We start from the raw sequence: 22,331 nt of genomic DNA on the forward strand, positions 1-22,331 counted from the left end.
CGGGATTTCCTTATGTGCTCGGTCGATTATTTCAGACCATCAATCAGAGCCTTGATCGGCTCTTCGATTGCAGGGCGAATATCGCCACGCTCAAGCGCGAAGGCGACGTTGGCAAGAATGAAACCATCCTTGGCGCCGCAATCGAAGGTCTGGCCACGGAAATGATAGCCCGCGAACTGCTGCGATTTGGCAAGCGACAGCATGCCGTCCGTCAGCTGGATTTCATTACCGGCGCCACGCTCCTGATTTTCGAGGATGTCGAAAATCTCGGGCTGGAGAATATAACGGCCGTTGATGTAGAAATTCGACGGCGCCGTACCCTTGGCAGGCTTTTCGACCATTTCGGTAATCTTGAAGCCTTCACCGACAGCGTCGCCCACGCCGACGATGCCATATTTATGCGTCTGATCAGGAGCGCATTCCTGCACCGCGATGACGTTGCCCTGGGTCTGGTCGTAAAGTTCGACCATGCCCTTAAGGCAGCTTTTCTGCGAATGCATGATCATGTCGGGCAAGAGCACGGCAAAAGGCTCGTCGCCGACGATATCACGGGCGCACCAGACCGCATGGCCAAGACCAAGCGGCACCTGCTGGCGCGTGAAGCTTGCCGTGCCCGCCTTGGGCAGAAGGCCGGCCAGCAATGTCAGCTCGGCATTCTTGTTGCGCTCGCGCAGCATCTGTTCGAGTTCAAATTGAATATCAAAATAATCTTCAATCACCGCCTTGCCACGGCCGGTGACAAATACAAAATGCTCAATGCCCGCTTCCGCCGCCTCATCGACGACGTATTGAATGACAGGCTTGTCGACGACGGTGAGCATTTCTTTCGGAACCGCCTTTGTGGCGGGCAGGAAACGCGTACCGAGACCTGCGACCGGAAATACAGCCTTCCGAATTTTCTTCTGTTCTACCACATATCCCTCCTGAGAGATAAAACTTGATCACAATCCCCGCACGCTGTTGTTATTTCAAAAATAACAACGTTTTGTAAAGGGTGACGCTACCATCTATTAATGGTAAAGAATTTGTTGACGTTCTTTTGTTATCCATGACGACGCCCGATGCGTTTTCGCAATCGAAATGACATTCGAGAGAACGAAAGACTGACGATGACAAAGATGATCCTTTCAGGTGTCCGCAAATTCGGCTGCATGATGGTTGCAGGTTTGGCAATCTCGCTGGCGCCCGTTTCTGCTCACGCAGATGCGGGGTTCAGACAGTGGATCAACCAGTTCTACGCAACAGCCGCGAAAGAAGGCATTAGCAAGGCGACCTATCAGAAGGCCTTTGCCGGTGTCAGCGAGCCGGATCCGGATGCGCTGCGCAAGGCCACCTTCCAGCCGGAATTCACCACGCAGATCTGGGATTATCTCGATTCCCGCGTCAATCCGTACACGGTGCGGATCGGCCGCGAAATGAAGATGAAGCACGCGACGACCCTCAACTGGATCGAGCGTAACTTCAATGTCGACAAGCACATCATTCTCGCCATCTGGTCGATGGAATCGAATTACGGCGCGGTTCTCGAAAAGCCGGAGCGACTGCACAATATTCCGCAGGCGCTGGCAACGCTCGCCTATTCCGATCCCAAGCGCGCCAAATTCGCGCGCACGCAACTGATCGCCGCTCTGAAGATTCTTCAGGCGGGCGACGTGACGCCGAAACAGCTGACGGGCTCCTGGGCGGGCGCGATGGGTCACACCCAGTTCATTCCCACCAGCTACCTGCTTTATGCGGTGGATGCGGATGGCAACGGCAAGCGCGACATCTGGCATTCCGTTCCGGACGCGCTGGCAACCGCTGCCAATCTTCTTTCCAAGAACGGCTGGGAACCCGGCCGGACCTGGGGTTACGAAACCGCCGTTCCGCGTGGCGGCGCCCGTTATGAAGGGCAGACGAAGACCATTGCGGAATGGGCAAAGCTTGGCTTCACCCGTCCGAACGGCAAGAATTTCACCCGCGGTTCCGATCGCGCCATGCTGAAATTGCAGGGCGGCGCAAACGGCCCGGGTTTCCTGATGATGAAGAACTTCTTCACCATCAAGAAATACAACGCTTCCGACAGCTATGCGCTGGCTGTCGGCCTGCTTGCGGATGAGATTGCCGGTTATGGCGGCATGCAGCAGAAATGGCCGCGCCCCGACGGGACGCTGGATATTCGTGAAAAATTCGAACTCCAGACCCGCATGAAGGAACTCGGCTATTATGATGGCGAGGTTGACGGGAACTTCGGCTCCGGTTCGAAAGCCGCCATCAGCGCCATCCAGTCGCGCATGGGCATGGAAACCGACGGCCAGCCGTCGCAGCGGTTGCTGAGAGCCTTGCGCAATTGATAATGTGCCGGCGAATTCGACGGCATCGTTGGTGCCGTCGATACGTCCGGAAGGGTTGATGTCATGAGTAGGAAACCTGCGGCGAAAAACGGAAGAACCGGCTGGCGTTTCTGCGCCGTCCTTCTTTCCGCTGTGCTTACCGTGCCGCTCGTTCCTTCCGAAAGCTTCGCACAGGAGCAACGGCGCACCCTGTTTGAAATGCTCTTTGGCAGACCGGTGGGCCGCGATGGCGGATCCGGTCGCGAATACCAGCCCCGCAACCGCCGGGATTTTCCCTCTGCCCCGCGTGAAAGATCGGTCACCCGCCCGCAACCCGCCAGAAAAGCGCCCTCGGTCGTGCAGATGCGAACCGCAAAACCGGAGCCGGCAGCCAAGCTTGAAAATGCAAGACGCGTTCTGGTCATCGGCGATTTTCTCGCCGGCGGCATGGGGGAAGAACTGGTCAATGCCTTTGCCAGTTCGCCGGCAATCGCCGTCGATGTGCGTGCCAACGGCTCTTCCGGCCTCGTGCGCACCGATTATTACGACTGGTTCAAAAACCTGCCGCAATTAATCAGCGAAACCAATCCGGCCACCATCGTCATCATGATGGGATCGAATGATCGCCAGCAGATGCAGATCGGCGATATCAGGGAAAAATTCGGCACGGAGGTCTGGTTCAAGGAATATGAACGGCGGATCGACGAACTTCTGACCCTTGCCGGACGCCAGAAGGTGCCGCTGCTCTGGGTTGGCCTTCCCGCCTTCCAGTCGCCGTCGCTTTCGGCCGATCTCGTCGGTTTCAACCGGCTTTATCGCAGCCATGTCGAAAAATATGGCGGTGAATTCGTCGATGTCTGGGACGGTTTCGTCGATGAGGCGGGAAAATTCGTCATTACCGGCTACGATATGAACGGCCAGCAGGCCCGCCTGCGCGAGGCTGATGGCATCGGCATGACCCAGGCCGGCAAGCGCAAGCTTGCATTTTACGTCGAAAAATTCGTGCGCCGGCACCTTGATAGCGCCGGGCCGGACCTCGTGAAACTGGACGGCAGTAATCTGCCGGCGCTCACCTCCCTGCCCGCACTTGGCATCGATGCGGGGCAGGTGCGGACCCAGCCGATCAGCCTGACCGATCCCAATCTCGATGGCGGCGACAAGCTGCTGGGCGACGCCCCTTTGTCCGCCGGGCCGACACGCGTATCCGTGGTGGAATCGCCGCGCGAAAGGCTGACCAAGCGCGGCGAGATGGCCGATGCGCCGGCAGGCCGTATCGATGATTATCGTGTGGCGCCGGATACCACACAGGCAAAACAATAAGCGCTTTCGCAGCGGCCTGACCGCCCCGCAGCGGGCGTAATGTTTAGGCAATACGCGCATGACAGGATAGGTACAGCTTTGCAGGAATGCGGGGTTGGCCATCCACCACCCCCGGTCCCCCTTTTGCATGGCGATATCTATTTGACGGCGACGCCTCGCTCGTCCGTAGCGTCAGCGGCGCCGTCTTTTTTTGCCTTTCGCCCGCGCCCCTTCCTCCCGGAAGGTACACCGGACAATGCCGAGATGAATTCATGCGCCTGCTGCTTGTTGAAGACGAACGCGAAATGGCGGCAGCCCTGTCCGCCGCGCTCCACCGGTTCGATATTATCGTGGATACTGTCGGCACGCTCGATCTTGCCCGTCACGCCATCATGGACGGTGTTCACGATCTCGTTGTGCTTGATCGGCAATTGCCTGATGGCGATGGTATCCAGCTGATAGAAGATTTGCGCCTCCTGCCCGTCACCCCGCCCGTCATCGTGCTGACGGCGCAGGGTTCGCTTGCGGATCGGGTCAATGGCCTCAATCTCGGCGCGGACGATTATCTGGCCAAGCCATTCGCCGTCGAGGAATTGCTTGCCCGCATCCGCGCCCTCATGCGCCGGCCGGCGGGGGCGGTCACGATGACAGCAAAGCTCGGCAGGCTGGAATTCTGCTTCGAAACCCGCGAAGTGCGCATCATGGGTGAATTTCTCCCCCTGACGAGGCGGGAACTACTTATCCTCGAAGCTCTGTTGCGACGGCAGGGCAGAACGGTGCTGCGCTCATTGCTCGAGGAAGCCGTCTATAATTTCGACGATGAGATCCAGTCCAATGCGCTCGATTCCCACATTTCCCGCTTGCGCCGCAAACTGGCGGCCGCAGATGCGGGTCTCGAAGTCCACGGCATTCGTGGCGTCGGTTATCTCCTGAGGGCCACCTTATGAAACCGGCCAAAAGAAAATCGCTCAAACGCCGCCTCACCATTCAATTGCTGCTATTCCAGATCGGCAGCCTTTTCATTGTTACCACGGCCATCATCACCTATATGTCGAGTGGCGGTGCGGGCAGCGCGCTGCTCAGCCCCGAGGCGGCCCAGATAACCGCCAATGCGATCGTGCGCGATAAGGATAATCGGCTGGTTCTGAAGGAAACACCTGAGTTCATCAACCTGCGCAACGGCACTTCTGATTTCTGGTTTGTCGCCGTCAGCGAAAAAGGCGATATCGTTCAGGGCGGGCAGGTGCCTGAGGCCTTCAGCAATATGGATCAACAGCTTAGCGACGTCAGGATATCGGACGTGCGCGACGCGGCGCTTTCTTATTCCTATCTTGCCGTGGTGCGCATCGCCGTCGTTCGTCGCGCCTCCGGGCCAGCGGGAGAATTCGTGATGATCGGCAAGGGCGGCCCGTTCAGCATGACTTTCCCCGTCCTGCTGTTCTCAAACATACTGATCATGCCCGTCCTCATTCTCATGTCCATCGTGACGATTGTCGCCATTCCCTGGCTCATCCGCAGGGAATTTCGCGCCCTTTCCGCCATTGCCCGCACAGCGGAAACCATAGATATCGACAGACGTGGATATCGGCTGCCGGATGGCGATATTCCACGAGAGGTGCAGCCGCTCGTGCATGCCGTCAACGGCGCGCTGAAACGGCTGGATGACGGCTACGAACGGCACAAGCGTTTCATTCTCGATGCCGCCCATGAATTGCGGACCCCCGTCGCCATTCTCCAGACCCGCGTTGAAACGCTGCTGGACGGCCCGGCCCGAAACAGAATTTTGGCGGATGCCAGCCGCATTGCCGTGCTGGCCGAACAATTGCTGGATCTACAGCGTCTCGGCGGACAGAAGGCGCCTCTGGTGCCCCTTGATCTTGTCGGCCTTTGCAGGTCGGTCGTCGCCGATATGGCTCCGCTCGCCATATCACAGGGATATGCGCTCTCCTTTGAGCCGGAGGAAGAGCCGATCCTCGCCCTTGCCGACGACGCCTCGTTGCAGCGCGCCCTGATGAACATCGTGCAGAATGCCATCGAACATGGCGGCAATCGCGGAACGATCACGATAAGGGTCGCGGCGAACCGGGTGATCGAGATAGCTGACGAAGGCAATGGCATTCCCGAAGAGGAACGGGAGCTGATTTTCGACGCCTTCCACCGCCTGCGGCCTAAGGATCGCGGCACCGGACTCGGGCTCAACCTCGTGCAGGAAATCGTCCGTTATCATGGCGGAGAGATTACCATCAACGATGCTTCCACCGGTGGCGCCTGCTTCCGTATCACCCTTCCCTACTGCTGACGAAGAAGCCCGCATTTTCGAAGACAAAGAAAAGGCCTGTTGCAGACGCAACAGGCCTTTTCCGTTCGCATTATCTTCGTTGCTTAGCGCGGAAGAACGGTCGCCCCCATCAGCGCCTCATCGATCGCGCGCGCGGCCTGACGGCCCTCGCGGATCGCCCAGACCACCAGAGACTGGCCACGGCGCACGTCACCCGCCGCCCACAGCTTGTCAACCGAAGTCCTGTAATCCGTCTCGTTGGCAACCACGTTGGTGGAGCCGCGGCGGTCGGTATTGAGCGACAGCTTACCGTCCATTTCCTTCAGCACGCTGTCCGTGAAAGGACCGGAGAAACCGATGGCGATGAAGGCGAGATCGGCCTTGATGATGAATTCCGTGCCGGCGATCGGCTTGCGACGATCATCCACCTGACAGCACTTTACGCCGGTCAGAACGCCATCTTCGCCAACAAATTCGAGCGTGGCAACCTGGAACTCGCGAACGGCGCCTTCTGCCTGCGAGGAGGAAGTGCGCATCTTCGTTGCCCAGAAAGGCCAGACCGCAAGCTTGTCTTCCTTTTCCGGCGGCATCGGGCGGATGTCGAGCTGTGTGACTTTCACTGCACCCTGGCGGAAAGCCGTGCCGACGCAGTCAGAGGCCGTATCACCACCACCAACGACGACGACATGCTTGCCGCCGGCGAGGATCGGATCGGCTGGCCAGCCGATGCTGTCGATGTTTTCACGGCCGACGCGACGGTTCTGCTGCACGAGATAAGGCATGGCGTCGTAAACGCCATTAAAATCGGCACCACCGATGCCGGCCGGGCGCGGGGTTTCCGAACCGCCGCAATAAAGAACCGCATCGTGATCGGCCAGAAGTGCCTCAACCGTCACATCCACACCGACATTGACGCCGCAATGGAAGGTAACGCCTTCGCCCTTGATCTGCTCGACACGGCGGTCGATGAAGTTCTTCTCCATCTTGAAATCCGGAATGCCGTAACGCAACAATCCGCCGGGCTTCGTTTCGCGCTCATAGACGTGAACCTCATGGCCGGCGCGGCCTAGCTGTTGCGCAGCCGCCATGCCGGACGGGCCGGAGCCGATGATGGCAACCTTCTTGCCGGTGTGGATCGTCGCCGGCTTCGGCACGATAAAGCCCAGCTCGTAGGCCTTGTCGGCAATCGCCTGCTCGACGGTCTTGATGGCGACCGGTGCATCCTCGAGGTTCAGCGTGCAGGCTTCCTCGCAGGGTGCCGGACAGACGCGGCCGGTGAATTCCGGGAAGTTGTTGGTGGAATGGAGGTTGCGGATCGCCTCTTCCCAGTTGTTGTTATAGACTAGATCGTTCCAGTCGGGGATCTGGTTGTGCACGGGACAGCCCGTCGGGCCGTGACAGTAGGGAATGCCGCAGTCCATGCAGCGCGCCGCCTGCTTCTGTACCTCGGCATCCGACATCGGAATGGTGAATTCGCGGAAATGGCGGATACGATCCGATGCGGGCTGATACTTGCCCACCTGACGGTCGATCTCCAGAAAACCTGTAACCTTGCCCACGTTTATGTCCTCACATCAAAGCGGAGCGCCTGTCGGGCCCCAGTACCAGTAGGCGAAACCAATAACCGCCCCCAATACGATGAACTCAAATCCGGTCTCGCCGCTCGTCCAGTAGATCGCCGTGGGAACGGCGACCGCGATCATCAGCGAGACCAGTTGGTGTAGTGTCCTCACGCGGCGGATTATTCCGCCGCCACGCCCATGCGCATGCGCTCCATTTCCTCAAGCGCACGACGGTATTCGACCGGCATGACCTTGCGGAACTTCGGACGGAACTCGCTCCAGCGGTCGAGTATATCCTTGGCGCGCGACGAATTCGTGTAGTGGAAGTGGTTGGAAATGAGCTGGTAGAGACGCTCCTCGTCGTGGCGCGTCATGTCCTCGGAAACGTCGACACGTCCCTTGTGCATGAGGTCGCCGCCGTGATGGTGCAGCTTCTCCAGCATGTCGTCTTCTTCCGGAACCGGCTCCAGCTCAACCATGGCCATGTTGCAGCGGGTAGCGAAGTCGCCCTTCTCGTCGAGAACATAAGCCACGCCGCCGGACATGCCGGCCGCGAAGTTGCGGCCCGTTTCGCCGAGAACGACCACGATGCCGCCCGTCATATATTCGCAGCCGTGGTCGCCGACACCTTCGACAACCGCGACCGCGCCGGAGTTGCGCACCGCAAAGCGCTCACCCGCCACACCGCGGAAATAGCACTCGCCGGTGATCGCACCATAGAGAACGGTGTTGCCGACGATGATCGAGTTTTCCGCAACGATACGGGTGTTTTCCGGCGGGCGCACGATGATGCGGCCACCTGACAAACCCTTGCCGACATAGTCGTTGCCGTCACCCACCAGATCGAAGGTGATGCCGCGAGCGAGAAACGCGCCGAAGGACTGACCGGCCGTGCCGCGCAGCGTCACGTGGATCGTGTCGTCCTTCAGACCCTTATGGCCCCAGCGCTTGGCAAGCGCACCTGACAGCATGGCGCCGGCGGAACGGTCGACGTTCTTGATCGGCACTTCGAACACAACGGGTTCGCGGTTTTCCAGCGACGGCAGGGATTTCTCGATCAGCTTGCGATCGAGAATGTCGTCGATCGGGTGCTTCTGACGCTCTGTCCAGAAGGTCGCTTCCTTGGGAGCCTCGACCTTGTGGAAGATGCGGCTGAAATCCAGACCTTTGGCCTTCCAGTGCGCCAGCATCTCATCCTTTTCGAGCAGTTCGGAAGCGCCGATAATCTCGTCCAGCCTGGTAACGCCAAGCGAGGCGAGGATTTCGCGCACTTCTTCAGCCACGAAGAAGAAGTAGTTGATGACGTGTTCCGGCGTGCCCTTGAAGCGCTTGCGCAGAACAGGATCCTGCGTTGCGACGCCGACGGGGCAGGTGTTCAGATGGCACTTGCGCATCATGATGCAGCCCGCAGCAATCAGCGGCGCGGTGGCAAAGCCGAATTCATCCGCACCAAGCAGCGCGCCGATGATGACGTCGCGGCCGGTCTTCAGACCACCATCCACCTGCAGCGCTATGCGCGAACGAAGGCCGTTCAGCACCAGCGTCTGCTGGGTTTCGGCAAGGCCGATTTCCCAGGGCGAACCGGCATGCTTCAGCGACGTCAGCGGCGAAGCACCGGTGCCGCCATCGAAACCGGCGATAGTGATATGGTCGGCGCGCGCCTTGGCGACACCCGCCGCAACTGTGCCAACGCCCACTTCCGACACGAGCTTCACAGAAACATCTGCTTCCGGGTTGACGTTCTTCAGGTCGTAGATCAGCTGCGCCAGATCTTCGATGGAGTAGATATCGTGGTGTGGCGGCGGCGAAATGAGGCCGACGCCCGGCGTGGAGTGACGGGTCTTTGCAACCGTGGCATCCACCTTGTGGCCGGGCAGCTGGCCGCCTTCGCCGGGCTTGGCACCCTGCGCGACCTTGATCTGCAACATGTCGGCATTGACGAGATATTCCGTCGTCACACCAAAGCGGCCGGATGCGATCTGCTTGATGGCGGAACGCTCGGGGTTCGGCTTGCCGTTCAGAAGCGGCATGTAACGGTCGGATTCTTCGCCGCCTTCGCCGGTGTTGGACTTGCCGCCGATGCGGTTCATCGCAATCGCAAGCGTGGTATGCGCCTCGCGGCTGATCGAGCCGAAGGACATGGCGCCCGTCGAGAACCGCTTGACGATATCGACCGCCGGTTCGACGTCGTCGATGGAAACCGGCTTGCGGCCGAGCGCTTCCGCCGATTTGACCTTGAACAGCCCTCTGATGGTGTTCATGCGCAACGCCGTCTCATTCACCATGCCGGCGAATTCGCGGTAACGATCCTGGCTATTGCCACGCACGGCGTGTTGCAGCGAGGCAACGGCGTCCGGCGTCCAGGCGTGGCTTTCGCCGCGCATGCGATAGGCATATTCGCCGCCAATATCGAGCGTGTTGGCAAGGATCGGATCCTTGCCGAAAGCGGCCGTGTGGCGCGTTACGGTTTCTTCGGCAATCTCGGTCAGACCCACGCCCTCGATGGAGGTGGCGGTGCCGAAGAAATACTTCTCGACGAATTCCGACGACAGGCCGATGGCGTCGAAGATCTGCGCGCCGCAATAGGACTGGTAGGTGGAAATGCCCATCTTGGACATGACCTTGAGGATGCCCTTACCAACCGCCTTGATGTAGCGGTAGACGACTTCGTCGTCGGACACTTCCTTCGGGAAGGCGCCGTGCTTGTGCATGTCGAGCAGCGTATCGAAGGCGAGATAGGGGTTGATCGCCTCCGCGCCATAACCGGCTAGCAGACAGAAATGGTGGATTTCGCGCGGTTCACCGGTTTCAACGACGAGACCGACCGAGGTGCGCAGACCCTTGCGGATCAGGTGATGGTGCACGGCGGCAGTCGCCAGAAGCGCCGGGATCGCGATGCGGTCCGGGCCGAGCTGGCGGTCGGAGAGAACGATGATGTTGTAGCCGCCGCGAACGGCGGATTCAGCCCGCTCGCAGAGGCGGTCGAGCATGTCAGGCATGCCTTCCGCACCACGCTCCACATCGTAGGTGAAGTCGAGCGTCTTGGTGTCGAAACGGTCTTCCGTGTGGCCGATGGAGCGGATCTTTTCCAGATCGCCATTGGTCAGGATCGGCTGGCGAACTTCCAGACGCTTGGCGCGGGCCGCACCTTCGTGATCGAGAAGGTTCGGGCGCGGGCCGATGAACGAGACGAGGCTCATCACCAACTCTTCGCGGATCGGATCGATCGGCGGATTGGTGACCTGCGCGAAGTTCTGCTTGAAATAGGTGTAAAGCAGCTTCGACTTGTCCGACATGGCCGAAATCGGTGTATCGGTACCCATCGAGCCGATGGCTTCCTGGCCCGTCGTCGCCATCGGCGACATCAGGAGCTTGGTATCTTCGCTGGTGTAGCCGAAGGCCTGCTGGCGGTCGAGCAGCGACACGTCGCGACGCAGCGCGCGCGGCTCCACAGGCTTCAGATCCTCGAGAATGAGCTGGGTGCGGTCGAGCCAGGTGCGGTAAGGATGCTTTGCGGCAAGCTCGTGCTTCACATCCTCGTCGGAAATGATCGAGCCCTTTTCCATGTCGATCAGCAGCATCTTGCCCGGCTGCAGACGCCACTTCTTGATGATGCGCTCTTCCGGCACCGGCAGCGTGCCGGCTTCCGACGCCATGATGACGCGGTCGTCATCAGTGACGAGATAACGCGCAGGACGCAGACCGTTACGGTCGAGCGTCGCGCCGATCTGCTTGCCATCGGTGAAAGCAACGGCGGCGGGGCCGTCCCACGGTTCCATCAGCGCGGCATGATACTCGTAAAACGCCTTGCGTTCAGCCGACATGGACAGGTTGCCCGACCAGGCTTCCGGGATCAGCATCATCACGGCATGCGCCATGGAGTAACCGCCGCGCACGAGGAATTCGAGCGCGTTGTCGAAGCAGGCGGTGTCCGACTGACCTTCATAGGAGATCGGCCACAGCTTGGAGATGTCATCGCCGAACAGCACGGAGGAAACAGAGGCCTGACGCGCCGCCATCCAGTTGACGTTGCCGCGCAGCGTGTTGATTTCACCGTTATGGGCGACCATGCGGTAGGGGTGCGCCAGCTTCCACGAGGGGAAGGTATTGGTCGAAAAGCGCTGGTGCACGAGTGCAACGGCGGACTCGAACCGTGGGTCGGCAAGATCCTTGTAATAGGCGCCAACCTGATAGGCGAGGAACATGCCCTTGTAGACGATGGTCGAGGAGGAGAGCGAGACAGGATAGAAATCCTGCGTTTCCTTGCCGCCGCCCTCGTCATAGATGCGGTTGGACAGAACCTTGCGGATCAGGAACAGCTTGCGCTCGAAATCGGCATTGGTGGCAGCATCACGTCCGGCACCGATGAAGACCTGAACATGGTGCGGTTCGGTCGCTGCGATATCCGGCGCCTTGGAGAGCGAGGAATTATCGACAGGCACATCACGGAAGCCAAGGAACTGCTGCTCCTCCTCACCGATGACGTCAACGATCACCTTCTTGTAGTGCTCGATGCGGGAGGGATCGCGCGGCATGAAAATGTGCCCGACGGCGTATTCGCCAGCCTTTGGCAGCGTCACGCCCTGTCCGGCCATTTCCTCGCGGAAGAACCGATCAGGGATCTGCACGAGAATGCCCGCACCATCGCCCATCAGGGGATCGGCGCCGACAGCACCACGATGCGTCAGGTTTTCGAGAATGAACAGGCCGTCCTTGACGATCTGGTGCGACTTGACGCCCTTCATATGCGCAACAAAACCGACGCCGCAGGCGTCATGTTCATTGGCGGGATCGTAAAGACCCTGCTTTTCCGGCAGGCCGCCCGCGAAACGCGCTTTCGCAGAAACGGGTGCGGCCGCAGCCGCGGTGGGACAGTCTGTGGTCAGGGTTGCGGCGGCGATGTCCGCCTGCGGCTTGTTCGTCATTTTTGTCCCTCCTGCAAAATTACTTGCATGGTTTCATGCGAAGATCCGGCTCGACACGAATTTTCGCTTCCCGCAAAACTCGCATTCAACCCGGCTTGGTCAAATTTAGGACAGCAAAGCTGTCTCAATTCAGTAGGATTTTGGCAGAAACGGGCGGATTTAGCAAGGGTGCGAATCCAATTAGTGAAAGCCCCATTTCGCAGCGAAGTTTCGATACTGACCTATTGCGCGAAACTTTCTTATCGCAAAGCAGGCCGACCCGTTGCTTTCATTACCGGATTTGCCAATCTCAATGTTCCGACCTAGAACTTTCCCCGTTATCGCTTCGAACAGCCCGAACAGAACCTCAGCTATCGGAAAGCCTTCAGAGATGTTTTTTGCTTCAGACAATTGGGCTGGCGCCCATCCGGCCGTCAACGAACGGCTTTCGCGGGAATCCACACGCTTTGCCGCAGCTTATGGCACCAGCGAACTCGATCTCTCGATCGAAAAGCGCTTCAACGAGATTTTCGAACGCGAAGTCGCGGTGTTTTTCGTCGCGACCGGCACGGCGGCCAATTCGCTCTCGCTGGCCAGCATTGCCCGCGCCGGCGGCCTGACCTTCTGTCATTCCGAAGCGCATGTGATCGAGGACGAGTGCGGCGCGCCGGATTTCTTTTCCGGCATGCGCATGGTCGCCGTTGAGGGACCGAACGGCAAGATGCTGCCGGAAAACCTGATCGAGCGCATTGCCCGTTATCCGCAGGACGCCGTGCACCATGGCCGCGCCGCGGCCATCACCATGACGCAGGCAACCGAAGCCGGCACCGTCTATACGCTCGATGAAATCGACGCCATCGCCAAAATCGCAAAGGACAACGGCCTGCCGCTGCATATGGACGGCGCGCGTTTTGCCAATGCGCTTTCCGCACTCGGCACCACGCCCGCCGAAATGACGTGGAAACGCGGCGTCGACGTCCTGTCTTTCGGCGGCACGAAAAACGGCTGCTGGTGCGCGGAAGCGATCGTCTTCTTTGATCCCTCGCTCGCCCGGGACTTTTCTTTCCTGCGAAAACGCACCGCCCAGCTTTTTTCGAAATCACGCTTCATCGCCGCGCAGTTCGAGGCCTATCTGCAGGACGACCTGTGGCTCGGTCTCGCGGGCCATGCCAATGCCATGGCCAACCGGCTGCGCGCCGGTTTCGCTTCGCTAAACAGCGCCCGCCTTGCATGGCCGACCACGGCGAACGAGGTTTTCGCCATCCTGCCAAAGGCCGCCGCCGAAGCCGCCACGGCAAAAGGTGCCAAGTTCTATGACTGGCTGGAGCCGCGCGACATGCCTGAAAAGGTAGGCAAGGACGAAGTGCTGATCCGCATGGTCACCAGCTTCGCGACAACCGAGGCCGATGTGGACGAGTTCCTGTCGATCTGCGCCGCCGTCTGACAAATATCCGAGGGCGCTCATAAGAGCGCCCTCACACCTCCTGCAGCCGGTAACCGACCCCGGTTTCCGTCAGGATATAACGCGGTTGATCCGGAATTTTTTCGATCTTCTGGCGAAGCTGGCGCACATAAACCCGCAAATATTGCACGTCGGTCAGTTCGTCCCACACATGTTCCAGCAGGAAACGGTGGGTCAGAACCTTGCCGGCATGCTGCACGAGAACCCGCAGGATGTCATATTCCTTCGGCGAGAGCTTCACCTCCCGGTCCTCCACCCTGACGATGCGTCTGACCAGATCGACGGAGAGGTCACCGGTCTGAAACACTGGCCTCTCTCCCTGGCTTTGCAGACGATGGCGCAGGGCGACGCGGATGCGGGCGACGAGTTCGTTCATGCCGAAAGGCTTGGTGATGTAGTCATCGGCCCCCAGTTCCAGCGCCTTGACGATACCCGCCTCATCCGTGCGGCTGGAGAGAATGATAACCGGCAGCGCCAGCCCTTCGCCGCGCCATTTCGCCAAGAGATCATGCCCCGACATATCCGGCAGGCCGAGATCGAGAACAACGAGATCGGGCTTGTCTTCACTGACCAGCTCCATGGCGACCTTCGCATTCATCGCCTCGCTCACCGCATATCCCTGAGTCGACAGCCCCACACGCAAAAGCTTGCGGATCGGCGGTTCGTCATCGATGATCAGAATACGAACGGCGGAATTGGTCATTCCCGATCTCCTTCAGCGGCATAGCCGCTTGTCGCCGGCAATCGCGCCTTAATCATGATCTATCACAGGCGCATCGGCGGGAACCGGCAGACTGACGATAAACTGCGCACCGGCGCGACCCGGCCTGTTTTCCGCGCGGATCGACCCGCCCATGGCCTCGATAAACCCCTTGCAGATGGACAGCCCGAGACCCGTTCCGGCCTGCACATGGTCCGCCTTGCGCACCCGGTAGAAACTGTCAAACACCCGCTCCGTATCGTCAGGTGGAATACCCGGCCCCGCATCGGCCACGGACAGGAAGATATTCTTGCCCTGTCGCCAGCCGCGAATCTCGATGGCCGTATGTTCGGGAGCGTATTTGGCGGCATTGTCGATGAGATTGAACAGGACCTGTTCGAAAAGCACGGGATCGACCTTCAGCATGGGCAGGTCGGATGGAATATCCAGAACGATCTCATGCCTGACGACAATTTTCGCTGCGCGCGAAAGCGCGGTTCCGACCATATCGCCCACGAAATGCAGACCATAATTCGGCTCCATTGCGCCCGAACCAATCCGCGTCATATCAAGAAGATTGGAGATGAAACGGTTCAGCCGCTCGGATTCCTCGACAATCGTCGAAAGCAGTTCGGCGCGCGCATCCGGCGGGATATCCTCGGCGAAATCCTTCAGTGTTCCGGCCGAACCCAGAATGGCCGCAAGCGGCGTCTTGAGGTCATGGGAAATGGATGTCAGCAGCGCGGTGCGCAGCCGGTCGGTTTCCGCAGCAAGCCTTGCCCGATCGACGTCAGAGACGAGTTGAATCCGCTCGATGGCAAGTGCCGCCTGATCCGCCAATGCGTCAAACAGCCGCTGCTGCTCCGGCGTCAGGAGAGGGCCGAGCCGGTCATCGTCCAGCCCCACCACGCCGACGGCGCCGCTGCCGGTGCGCAAGGGCAGATAAAGACGTTTGGCGCCGGGAAGCGTATCTGCGCCCCTGCCGGCAGCCTTGTTGTGTTCCCAGGCCCATTGCGCGGCGGCAATATCGGCATCAACAAGCGTATCATCAGGCGGATATCCCGCCTTGACCGCTATCGTATTGTTTTCCGGCAGAAGCAGAACGATGCGAACCTTCAGCATCGAGGCCATCTGGAAAGCGGCTGCCCATAATACGTCGTCCAGCGTTCCGGTCACCGAAAGCTTCTTGGAAAACAGATACAAATCTTCCGTCGTTCGCGCCCTTGCCCGCGCAGAGGCCGCCTGCCGCTGCACCGCGACGGTGAGGTTGGAGGCGACGAGCGCCACACCGAAGTAAAACAAAAGGGCGACAAGGCTATCGGGAGAACTGACCGTCAGCGTGTAACGGGGCTCCAGAAAGAAGAAGTTGAAGGCGACCGCGCCAAGCAGCGAAGCATAAAGCGCAGGCCCCAAACCGCCGCGCACGGCGGCCGCCAGAACGGCCATCAGGAATACAAGCGCGAGGTTTTGCACATCGAGCGTCTGATCGAGCACGATGCCGACCACAATCGCCAGCCCGACAAACAAGGTGCTGTTGAGATAGGACCTGAAGGACTGGTGTGACCGCGCCGATGCGAGCTTTACGGCCTGACCCGGCTTTTCTTCCCTCTTATCACCGGAAATGACATGCACGCTGATATCGCCCGCATGGTCGATCAGATCATGCGTCAGCGAGCGCTGGAAAATTCGCTGCCACCAGGATTTTCGCGGGCGGCCGATGATTATGTGGGTGAAATTATTGGCATTGGCGTAGGAAATGATCTCACGGGTCAGGTCCAGCGCCGGCAGGGTCACCGTCTCGCCGCCAAGCTGCTGCGCGAGCCGCATGGTGCCCGCCAGCCGGTCTTTTTCCGCCTCAGATAATTGCTGCGAACGCGGGGTGTCGAGATGCAGCGCCGTCCACGGTGCGCGCAGGCGATCCGCCTGCCGGCGGGCGTAACGCACCAGCCCCGGACCGTTGCCGCCATGATCAAGACAGACCAGAACCCTGTCTCCCGCCGCCCAGGGCCCGGAAATGGCATGGGACTGCATGTGGTTGAGCAATTGCTCATCCACCCGCTGGGCGGTGCGTCGGAGCGCAAGCTCCCGCAACGCCGTCAGATTGCCGCGTGAAAAATAATTTTCGATGGCGCGCCGGGCGGTGCGGGGCAGGTAAACCTTGCCATCCTGAAGACGCTTGATCAGATCGTCGGGGGTAATATCGATGATTTCGACATCATCGGCCCGGTCGATGATGCTGTCAGGCACCGTTTCACGAACACGGATGCGGGTGATCTGTGCAACGATGTCGTTCAGGCTTTCGACATGCTGGATATTCAGCGTCGTATAGACGTCGATGCCCTGCGCCAGAATCTCCTGAACATCCATATAACGCTTGGGGTGGCGGCTGCCGGCGGCATTGGTGTGAGCCAGTTCGTCGACCAGAACCAGCGCGGGACGGCGGGCCAGAATGGCATCGATATCCATCTCTTCCAGCACCTGACCGCGATAATCGATGCGACGGCGGTGGATGATCTCGAAGCCCTGCACCAGCGTTTCGGTTTCCCGGCGGCCATGGGTTTCAACGACGCCGATGACGGCATCCACCCCATCCGCCAGCTTCGCCCGGCCGGACATCAGCATTTCATAGGTCTTGCCGACGCCGGGCGCTGCACCAAGAAAAATCTTCAGCCGGCCCCGCGCCTCGCGCCGGGCGTTTTCCAGCAGCGCATCGGGCGATGGTCGGCTCGGCATATCGCGATTGTCGTCAGGCATTTAACCCACCAATGGTCGAGGCTATGGCTTGCGAACAAGCCATAGCCATTTCAGGTCATGAGCCGGCTGCGTCAAGGGCCATGTTGAGCGCCAGCACATTCACGACGGGCTCTCCCATGAAGCCGAGTTCCGGTCCTTCGACATGGCGCTCGACGATGCTACGCAGGGATGCCTCATCCATGCCCCTCGCCTTGGCGACGCGGGCAACCTGAAAATAGGCGGCTTCCGGCGAAACATGTGGATCAAGACCACTGCCCGAAGCCGTCACCAGATCGGCGGGAACCTCGGCCGCCGGATTTTCGGCTTTTGCGGCCTGGTAATCCTGTTTCACCCGGTCGATAAGCTTGGCGCTCGTCGGCCCGAGATTGGAGCCGGACGACGACGCGGCATTATAACCATCGCCGGCAGCGGACGGCCTTCCGTGGAAATATTTCTCACCGGTGAAGGCCTGCCCGATCAATTGCGAACCCACCACGGCGCGCCCGTTTTCGACCAGGCTGCCATTTGCCTGAAAGGGGAAGATCGCCTGCGCGAGACCTGTCATGCCTAAGGGATAGGCAAGTCCGGTGATGGCGGTGGTGGCGAGGATGAGCACCAGTGCAGGGCGAAGCTGTTTAAACATTGTCTTTACTCCTCAGGCGAGACCGAGCGCCGTAATAGCGAGGTCAATGGCCTTGATGCCGATGAAGGGAACGATGATGCCGCCGAGGCCATAGATGACCAGATTGCGCGACAGCAGCGCGCCGGCGCCAATCGGACGATATTTAACGCCCTTCAGCGACAGGGGGATCAGCGCGATGATGATGAGCGCGTTGAAGATGATGGCTGACAGGATGGCGCTCTGGGGTGTCGAAAGCCCCATCACGTTCAGAACGCCAAGCTGCGGATAGAGCGCCAGGAACATTGCCGGGATGATGGCGAAATATTTGGCGATGTCGTTGGCAATGGAGAACGTCGTCAGCGCACCGCGCGTCATCAGCAATTGCTTGCCGATTTCGACGATCTCTATGAGCTTGGTCGGATCGCTGTCGAGATCGACCATATTGCCGGCCTCGCGGGCCGCCACCGTGCCGGTGTTCATGGCAACGCCGACATCGGCCTGCGCCAGCGCGGGAGCGTCATTGGTGCCGTCGCCGCACATGGCGACAAGCTTGCCCTTGGCCTGTTCCTCGCGGATCAGATCCAGCTTGTTTTCCGGTGTCGCCTGGGCGAGGAAATCATCGACACCTGCTTCCGCCGCTATTGCCGCGGCCGTCATGGGATTATCGCCGGTGATCATCACCGTGCGGATGCCCATGCGGCGAAGCTCCGCAAAACGCTCGCGAATGCCGCCCTTGACGATGTCCTTCAGCTGCACAACGCCGAGCAGCTTGCCATCGCGAACGACGGCGAGCGGCGTGCCGCCGGTCTTGGCGATCTCTTCGGCAATTGTCCGGATGCCGCGCGTGGCGTCCGTTTCAGTTTTGACGGCAAGCGCCACATTGCCCTGTTGCGGAGCGCCGCCATCAACATAGGCAAGAACGGCGTCGACCGCGCCCTTGCGAATGGAAGCACCTTCGAAATCGACACCGCTCATGCGGGTCTGGGCGGTGAAAGGTACGAAATTCGCATGGAGTTTCTGCATGTCGCGGGCGCGGATACCGTATTTTTCCTTGGCCAGAACCACGATCGAGCGGCCTTCCGGCGTTTCGTCGGCAAGGGAGGCAAGCTGCGCCGCATCGGCCAGTTCCTGCTCGGAAACGCCAGCAACGGGACGAAACTCGGTCGCCTGACGGTTGCCAAGGGTGATGGTGCCGGTCTTGTCGAGCAGCAGCGTATCCACGTCGCCCGCAGCCTCGACGGCGCGGCCGGACATGGCCAGCACATTGAAACGCACCAGCCTGTCCATGCCGGCAATGCCGATGGCGGATAGAAGCGCACCGATGGTGGTCGGGATGAGCGTCACGAACAATGCCACCAGCACGATGATCGGGATCGAACCGCCGGCATAGGCCGCGAAACTCGGAATGGTGGCGGTGGCCAGAACGAAGATCAGCGTCATGCCGGCCAGCAGGATATTGAGCGCGATCTCGTTCGGCGTCTTCTGGCGTTCAGCACCTTCGACGAGCGAAATCATCCGGTCGAGAAAGGTGGAGCCGGCCGCGGCGGTGATACGGACCCTGATCCAGTCCGACAGCACCTGCGTGCCGCCGGTGACCGCCGAGCGGTCGCCACCGGATTCGCGGATGACGGGGGCGGATTCGCCGGTGATGGCAGCCTCGTTGACGGAGGCGACACCTTCGATGACCTCACCGTCGGAGGGGATGATATCGCCCGCCTCGACGAGAACGACATCGTTCACCTTCAGGCTGGTGCCCGCCACCATTTTATATTGGCTGCGGTCATCGCTGGTCAGCAGTTTCGCCTGGGTCTCCGTGCGGGTCCGGCGCAACGAATCCGCCTGCGCCTTGCCGCGCCCTTCGGCGACGGCTTCCGCGAAATTGGCGAACAACACGGTGAACCAGAGCCAGAGATTGATCTGGAAGGAAAAGCCTAGATTGGCGCCACCGGTGATGAGATCGCGGATGAACAGCACTGTCGTCAGCACCGACACTGTCGCCACCACGAACATGACCGGGTTGCGCGCCAATGTGCGCGGGTTGAGCTTTTTGAATGCGGCGGCGATGGCCGGCACGAGAATGCGAGAATCAAGGATGCTCGCTTGTTTGGACTGGCTCATGAAGAGGCTCCAGCGTTTGAAACAGGGCGACCGATATCGGTCGATCAGCCCGTGATAACTTCGAGAGCGACAACGGCGGCGAACAGAGCCGCCATCATCGCAAGAATGAGGTTGGAGGCACACCAGCCGCCGGGCGTGGCGCTCCCCTTTCCGGGAGCGCCCTTGCGGGCGGAGACGATGCGGTCGCGTCGGGACATGTCGTCATTCATGGCATCACCTCAGAAGAGTTGGCCTGCCGCCATGACAAGATGTTCGGCAACAGGGCCGAGTGCGAGCGCTGGCAGGAAGGTGAGACCGCCGACAATCAGGATCGTGCCAGCAAGCAGGCCGACGAAGAGCGGACCATCCGTCGGGAAGGTGCCGGCTGAGGCCGGAACGGTCTTCTTGGCGACCAGCGAACCGGCAATGGCGAGCGCCGGAATGATCACCAGAAAACGACCCATCAGCATGCCAAGGCCAAGCGTGATGTTGTACCAGGTCGTATTGCCCGTCAGCCCGCCGAAGGCGGAGCCGTTATTGGCGGCCGCGGAGGTATAGGCATAGAGGATTTCGGAGAAGCCGTGCGGTCCCGCCGTACCGATCGACGCCACGGCCGAGGGAAGGACAGTGGCCGTTGCCGTGAAAGCCAGCATGGCGAGCGGCAGGCAGAGAATGGCCAGAACCGCCATTTTCATTTCCTTGGCCTCGATTTTCTTGCCGAGATATTCCGGCGTGCGTCCGACCATCAGACCCGCAACGAAGATGGCGATGACGATGAAGAGCAGGATGCCGTAAAAGCCCGCGCCGACCCCACCGACGATCACCTCGCCCAGTTGCATGTTGATGAGCGGAACAAGACCGCCCAGCGCCGTGAAGCTGCCATGCATGGCATTGACCGCGCCGCAGGAGGCAGCCGTGGTGATGACGGCGAAGAGCGACGAGAGCGCCACGCCGAAACGGACCTCCTTGCCTTCCATATTGCCGCCGGCAAGGCCGAAGCTATGCATCAGCGGGTTTCCGGCCGCTTCCGCCCAATAGGTGACGGCGACACCGGCGATGAACAGCATGCCCATGGCAGCGAGGATCGCCCAGCCCTGGCGCTGGTTGCCAACCATGCGGCCGAAAACATTGGTGAAGGCGGCGCCGATCGCGAAGATCGACACCATCTGGATCATGTTGGAAATGGCGTTGGGGTTTTCGAAGGGATGCGCGGAATTGGCGTTGAAAAAACCACCGCCATTTGTGCCCAGCATCTTGATCGCCAGCTGCGACGCCACGGGACCGACGGCAATCGTCTGCTGCGCGCCTTCGAGCGTCTGCGCATTTACATAGGCGCCGAGGGTCTGCGGCACGCCGAGCCACACATAGATGAGCGTCAGCACGATGCAGAGGGGCAAAAGCACGTAGAGCGTGGAGCGGACCATATCCACCCAGAAATTACCGATCGCCTTGCCGGAAGCACGCGAAAAAGCGCGGATGAGACCGATGGCGATTGCCATGCCCGTGGCGGCGGAAACGAAGTTCTGCACTGTGAGACCGGCCATCTGGGTCAGATAGGACAGGGTGCTTTCGCCGCCATAATTCTGCCAGTTGGTATTGGTGACGAAGCTGACCGCCGTATTGAAGGACAACTCCGGTCCCACTGCCGCCATTCCCTGCGGATTATAAGGCAGCACGGCCTGAAAGCGCATCAGGGCATAGAGCAGGGCAAAACCGAGGAGGTTGAAGAGAAGCATGGAGAAGGCATAGGTCGTCCAGTGCTGCTCCTCGCGCTCGCTTGTCCCGGCAAGGGCATAAAGGCCGCGCTCGACGGGTGCGAGAACCGGCGACAGCAGGGTGCGCTCGCCATTAAAGACACGCGCCATATAGAAGCCGAGCGGCTTCACCAGCGCAAAAATGATCCCGCAGAAAAGCAGGACCTGAAACCATCCATTGAGGGTCATGGTATTGAACTTTCAATAGCCGTCGTTTCCCGATCAGAAACGTTCGGGGCGAATGAGAGCGTAGGTGAGATAGGCGGCGATAAAGAACGTGACGGCGCCGCTCAAGATATAGTCGAATGTCATAGCAGCCTCCCGTCTAAAGCCGGTCGCAGGCGCGCGTATAGGCAAAGCAGATGGCGAAAAACACCGTGGCTGCGCCGATCAGAACAACATCCATCATCGATGGGACTCCTTTTTAATCGAGGAGCCGGACAGGAAGAAAAGCGCCGTCATGTGGGACGTCGCTTTTCAATCTTTCTGGCTGAGAAGGGAACACCGTCCCTTCCCGCACAGAAGAATGCAACCGAACCGCATAAAGGTTCGAGACGGCCACAGATGGAATAAAATAGGAATCCTATAGGAATTTCGATGCCCGCCGG

General features: G+C 59.9%; 16 protein-coding genes. 5 read left to right on the forward strand and 11 right to left on the reverse strand.

The features are described 5' to 3' along the window. Positions 1-26: 26 nt before the first annotated feature. Entirely contained in the window at positions 27-914 is an 888-nt protein-coding gene (gene galU, locus WDZ78_RS03175) for a UTP--glucose-1-phosphate uridylyltransferase GalU (protein ID WP_003506117.1), read from the reverse strand. Between the two features lie 195 nt (positions 915-1,109). Here galU and WDZ78_RS03180 point away from each other — a divergent pair, with 195 nt between their 5' ends. The 4 genes from WDZ78_RS03180 (at position 1,110) to WDZ78_RS03195 (ending at position 5,910) form a co-directional block, all read left to right on the forward strand. Further along, the gene (locus WDZ78_RS03180) at positions 1,110-2,333 is read left to right on the forward strand and encodes a lytic murein transglycosylase (RefSeq protein WP_425672291.1); all 1,224 of its coding nucleotides are present in this window, start codon (positions 1,110-1,112) and stop codon (positions 2,331-2,333) included. Positions 2,334-2,396: 63 nt separating this feature from the next. Then, entirely contained in the window at positions 2,397-3,632 is a 1,236-nt protein-coding gene (locus tag WDZ78_RS03185) for an SGNH family hydrolase (protein WP_425672292.1), read from the forward strand. Positions 3,633-3,883: 251 nt separating this feature from the next. Then, positions 3,884-4,558, forward strand: a complete 675-nt coding sequence (locus tag WDZ78_RS03190; RefSeq protein ID WP_020012257.1) for a response regulator transcription factor — start codon at positions 3,884-3,886, stop codon at positions 4,556-4,558. Next, on the forward strand, positions 4,555-5,910 hold the full coding sequence (locus WDZ78_RS03195; protein ID WP_020012258.1) for a sensor histidine kinase: 1,356 nt from the start codon (positions 4,555-4,557) through the stop codon (positions 5,908-5,910). Before WDZ78_RS03190 ends, WDZ78_RS03195 begins: the two co-directional genes overlap by 4 nt. 83 nt (positions 5,911-5,993) lie before the next feature. On the opposite strand, the gene WDZ78_RS03200 is transcribed toward WDZ78_RS03195, so the two are convergent. Genes WDZ78_RS03200 through gltB form a run of 3 tightly spaced genes read right to left on the reverse strand, consistent with a single transcriptional unit; the run spans position 5,994 to position 12,376 of the window. Continuing rightward, positions 5,994-7,448 carry a glutamate synthase subunit beta gene (locus tag WDZ78_RS03200; protein ID WP_020012259.1) on the reverse strand — a complete coding sequence of 485 codons (1,455 nt, stop codon included), beginning with the start codon at positions 7,446-7,448 and terminating at the stop codon, positions 5,994-5,996. Positions 7,449-7,463: 15 nt separating this feature from the next. Continuing rightward, positions 7,464-7,622 (reverse strand): hypothetical protein, encoded by a 159-nt coding sequence (locus WDZ78_RS03205; protein WP_155844714.1) that lies wholly within the window; start codon positions 7,620-7,622, stop codon positions 7,464-7,466. An 8-nt stretch (positions 7,623-7,630) separates the two neighbouring features. Then, entirely contained in the window at positions 7,631-12,376 is a 4,746-nt protein-coding gene (gene gltB, locus WDZ78_RS03210) for a glutamate synthase large subunit (RefSeq protein WP_425672293.1), read from the reverse strand. Between the two features lie 370 nt (positions 12,377-12,746). On the opposite strand from gltB, the gene WDZ78_RS03215 reads away from it, so the two are divergent. Further along, positions 12,747-13,799, forward strand: coding sequence for a low specificity L-threonine aldolase (locus tag WDZ78_RS03215; protein WP_020012261.1), 1,053 nt, complete (start codon positions 12,747-12,749; stop codon positions 13,797-13,799). A gap of 31 nt (positions 13,800-13,830) precedes the next feature. On the opposite strand, the gene WDZ78_RS03220 is transcribed toward WDZ78_RS03215, so the two are convergent. From WDZ78_RS03220 to kdpF, 7 genes are read right to left on the reverse strand one after another with little or no spacing between them, the layout of a single operon-like run. Then, positions 13,831-14,520: a response regulator transcription factor gene (locus WDZ78_RS03220; protein WP_020012262.1), complete on the reverse strand. Its 690-nt coding sequence runs from the start codon at positions 14,518-14,520 to the stop codon at positions 13,831-13,833. A gap of 48 nt (positions 14,521-14,568) precedes the next feature. Next, positions 14,569-17,271 carry a DUF4118 domain-containing protein gene (locus WDZ78_RS03225; RefSeq protein WP_425672294.1) on the reverse strand — a complete coding sequence of 901 codons (2,703 nt, stop codon included), beginning with the start codon at positions 17,269-17,271 and terminating at the stop codon, positions 14,569-14,571. Between the two features lie 55 nt (positions 17,272-17,326). Beyond that, positions 17,327-17,893: a potassium-transporting ATPase subunit KdpC gene (gene kdpC, locus WDZ78_RS03230; RefSeq protein WP_425672295.1), complete on the reverse strand. Its 567-nt coding sequence runs from the start codon at positions 17,891-17,893 to the stop codon at positions 17,327-17,329. 12 nt (positions 17,894-17,905) lie between these two features. Then, positions 17,906-19,990, reverse strand: coding sequence for a potassium-transporting ATPase subunit KdpB (kdpB, locus tag WDZ78_RS03235; RefSeq protein WP_425672296.1), 2,085 nt, complete (start codon positions 19,988-19,990; stop codon positions 17,906-17,908). Between the two features lie 44 nt (positions 19,991-20,034). After that, on the reverse strand, positions 20,035-20,199 hold the full coding sequence (locus tag WDZ78_RS03240) for a hypothetical protein (protein ID WP_425672297.1): 165 nt from the start codon (positions 20,197-20,199) through the stop codon (positions 20,035-20,037). Between the two features lie 9 nt (positions 20,200-20,208). Next, a complete protein-coding gene (gene kdpA, locus WDZ78_RS03245; RefSeq protein WP_020012267.1) occupies positions 20,209-21,912 on the reverse strand; it encodes a potassium-transporting ATPase subunit KdpA in 1,704 nt (567 codons plus the stop codon). Between the two features lie 33 nt (positions 21,913-21,945). Further along, positions 21,946-22,035 (reverse strand): K(+)-transporting ATPase subunit F, encoded by a 90-nt coding sequence (gene kdpF / locus WDZ78_RS03250; protein WP_425672298.1) that lies wholly within the window; start codon positions 22,033-22,035, stop codon positions 21,946-21,948. Positions 22,036-22,331: the final 296 nt, after the last annotated feature.

Origin of the sequence: Agrobacterium sp. M50-1 (assembly GCF_049843495.1) — a bacterium.
In the GTDB taxonomy this organism is placed as follows: domain Bacteria; phylum Pseudomonadota; class Alphaproteobacteria; order Rhizobiales; family Rhizobiaceae; genus Agrobacterium; species Agrobacterium radiobacter.

Excerpts from the sequence above, each read along its gene's own strand:
- kdpC (WP_425672295.1), bottom strand. The coding sequence starts at position 17,893 with ATGTTTAAACAGCTTCGCCCTGCACTGGTGCTCATCCTCGCCACCACC.
- WDZ78_RS03240 (WP_425672297.1), bottom strand. The coding sequence starts at position 20,199 with ATGAATGACGACATGTCCCGACGCGACCGCATCGTCTCCGCCCGCAAG.
- WDZ78_RS03225 (WP_425672294.1), bottom strand. The coding sequence starts at position 17,271 with ATGCCTGACGACAATCGCGATATGCCGAGCCGACCATCGCCCGATGCG.
- WDZ78_RS03180 (WP_425672291.1), top strand. The coding sequence starts at position 1,110 with ATGACAAAGATGATCCTTTCAGGTGTCCGCAAATTCGGCTGCATGATG.
- kdpA (WP_020012267.1), bottom strand. The coding sequence starts at position 21,912 with ATGACCCTCAATGGATGGTTTCAGGTCCTGCTTTTCTGCGGGATCATT.
- gltB (WP_425672293.1), bottom strand. The coding sequence starts at position 12,376 with ATGACGAACAAGCCGCAGGCGGACATCGCCGCCGCAACCCTGACCACA.
- kdpF (WP_425672298.1), bottom strand. The coding sequence starts at position 22,035 with ATGACATTCGACTATATCTTGAGCGGCGCCGTCACGTTCTTTATCGCC.
- WDZ78_RS03220 (WP_020012262.1), bottom strand. The coding sequence starts at position 14,520 with ATGACCAATTCCGCCGTTCGTATTCTGATCATCGATGACGAACCGCCG.
- WDZ78_RS03185 (WP_425672292.1), top strand. The coding sequence starts at position 2,397 with ATGAGTAGGAAACCTGCGGCGAAAAACGGAAGAACCGGCTGGCGTTTC.
- WDZ78_RS03190 (WP_020012257.1), top strand. The coding sequence starts at position 3,884 with ATGCGCCTGCTGCTTGTTGAAGACGAACGCGAAATGGCGGCAGCCCTG.
- WDZ78_RS03215 (WP_020012261.1), top strand. The coding sequence starts at position 12,747 with ATGTTTTTTGCTTCAGACAATTGGGCTGGCGCCCATCCGGCCGTCAAC.
- kdpB (WP_425672296.1), bottom strand. The coding sequence starts at position 19,990 with ATGAGCCAGTCCAAACAAGCGAGCATCCTTGATTCTCGCATTCTCGTG.
- WDZ78_RS03195 (WP_020012258.1), top strand. The coding sequence starts at position 4,555 with ATGAAACCGGCCAAAAGAAAATCGCTCAAACGCCGCCTCACCATTCAA.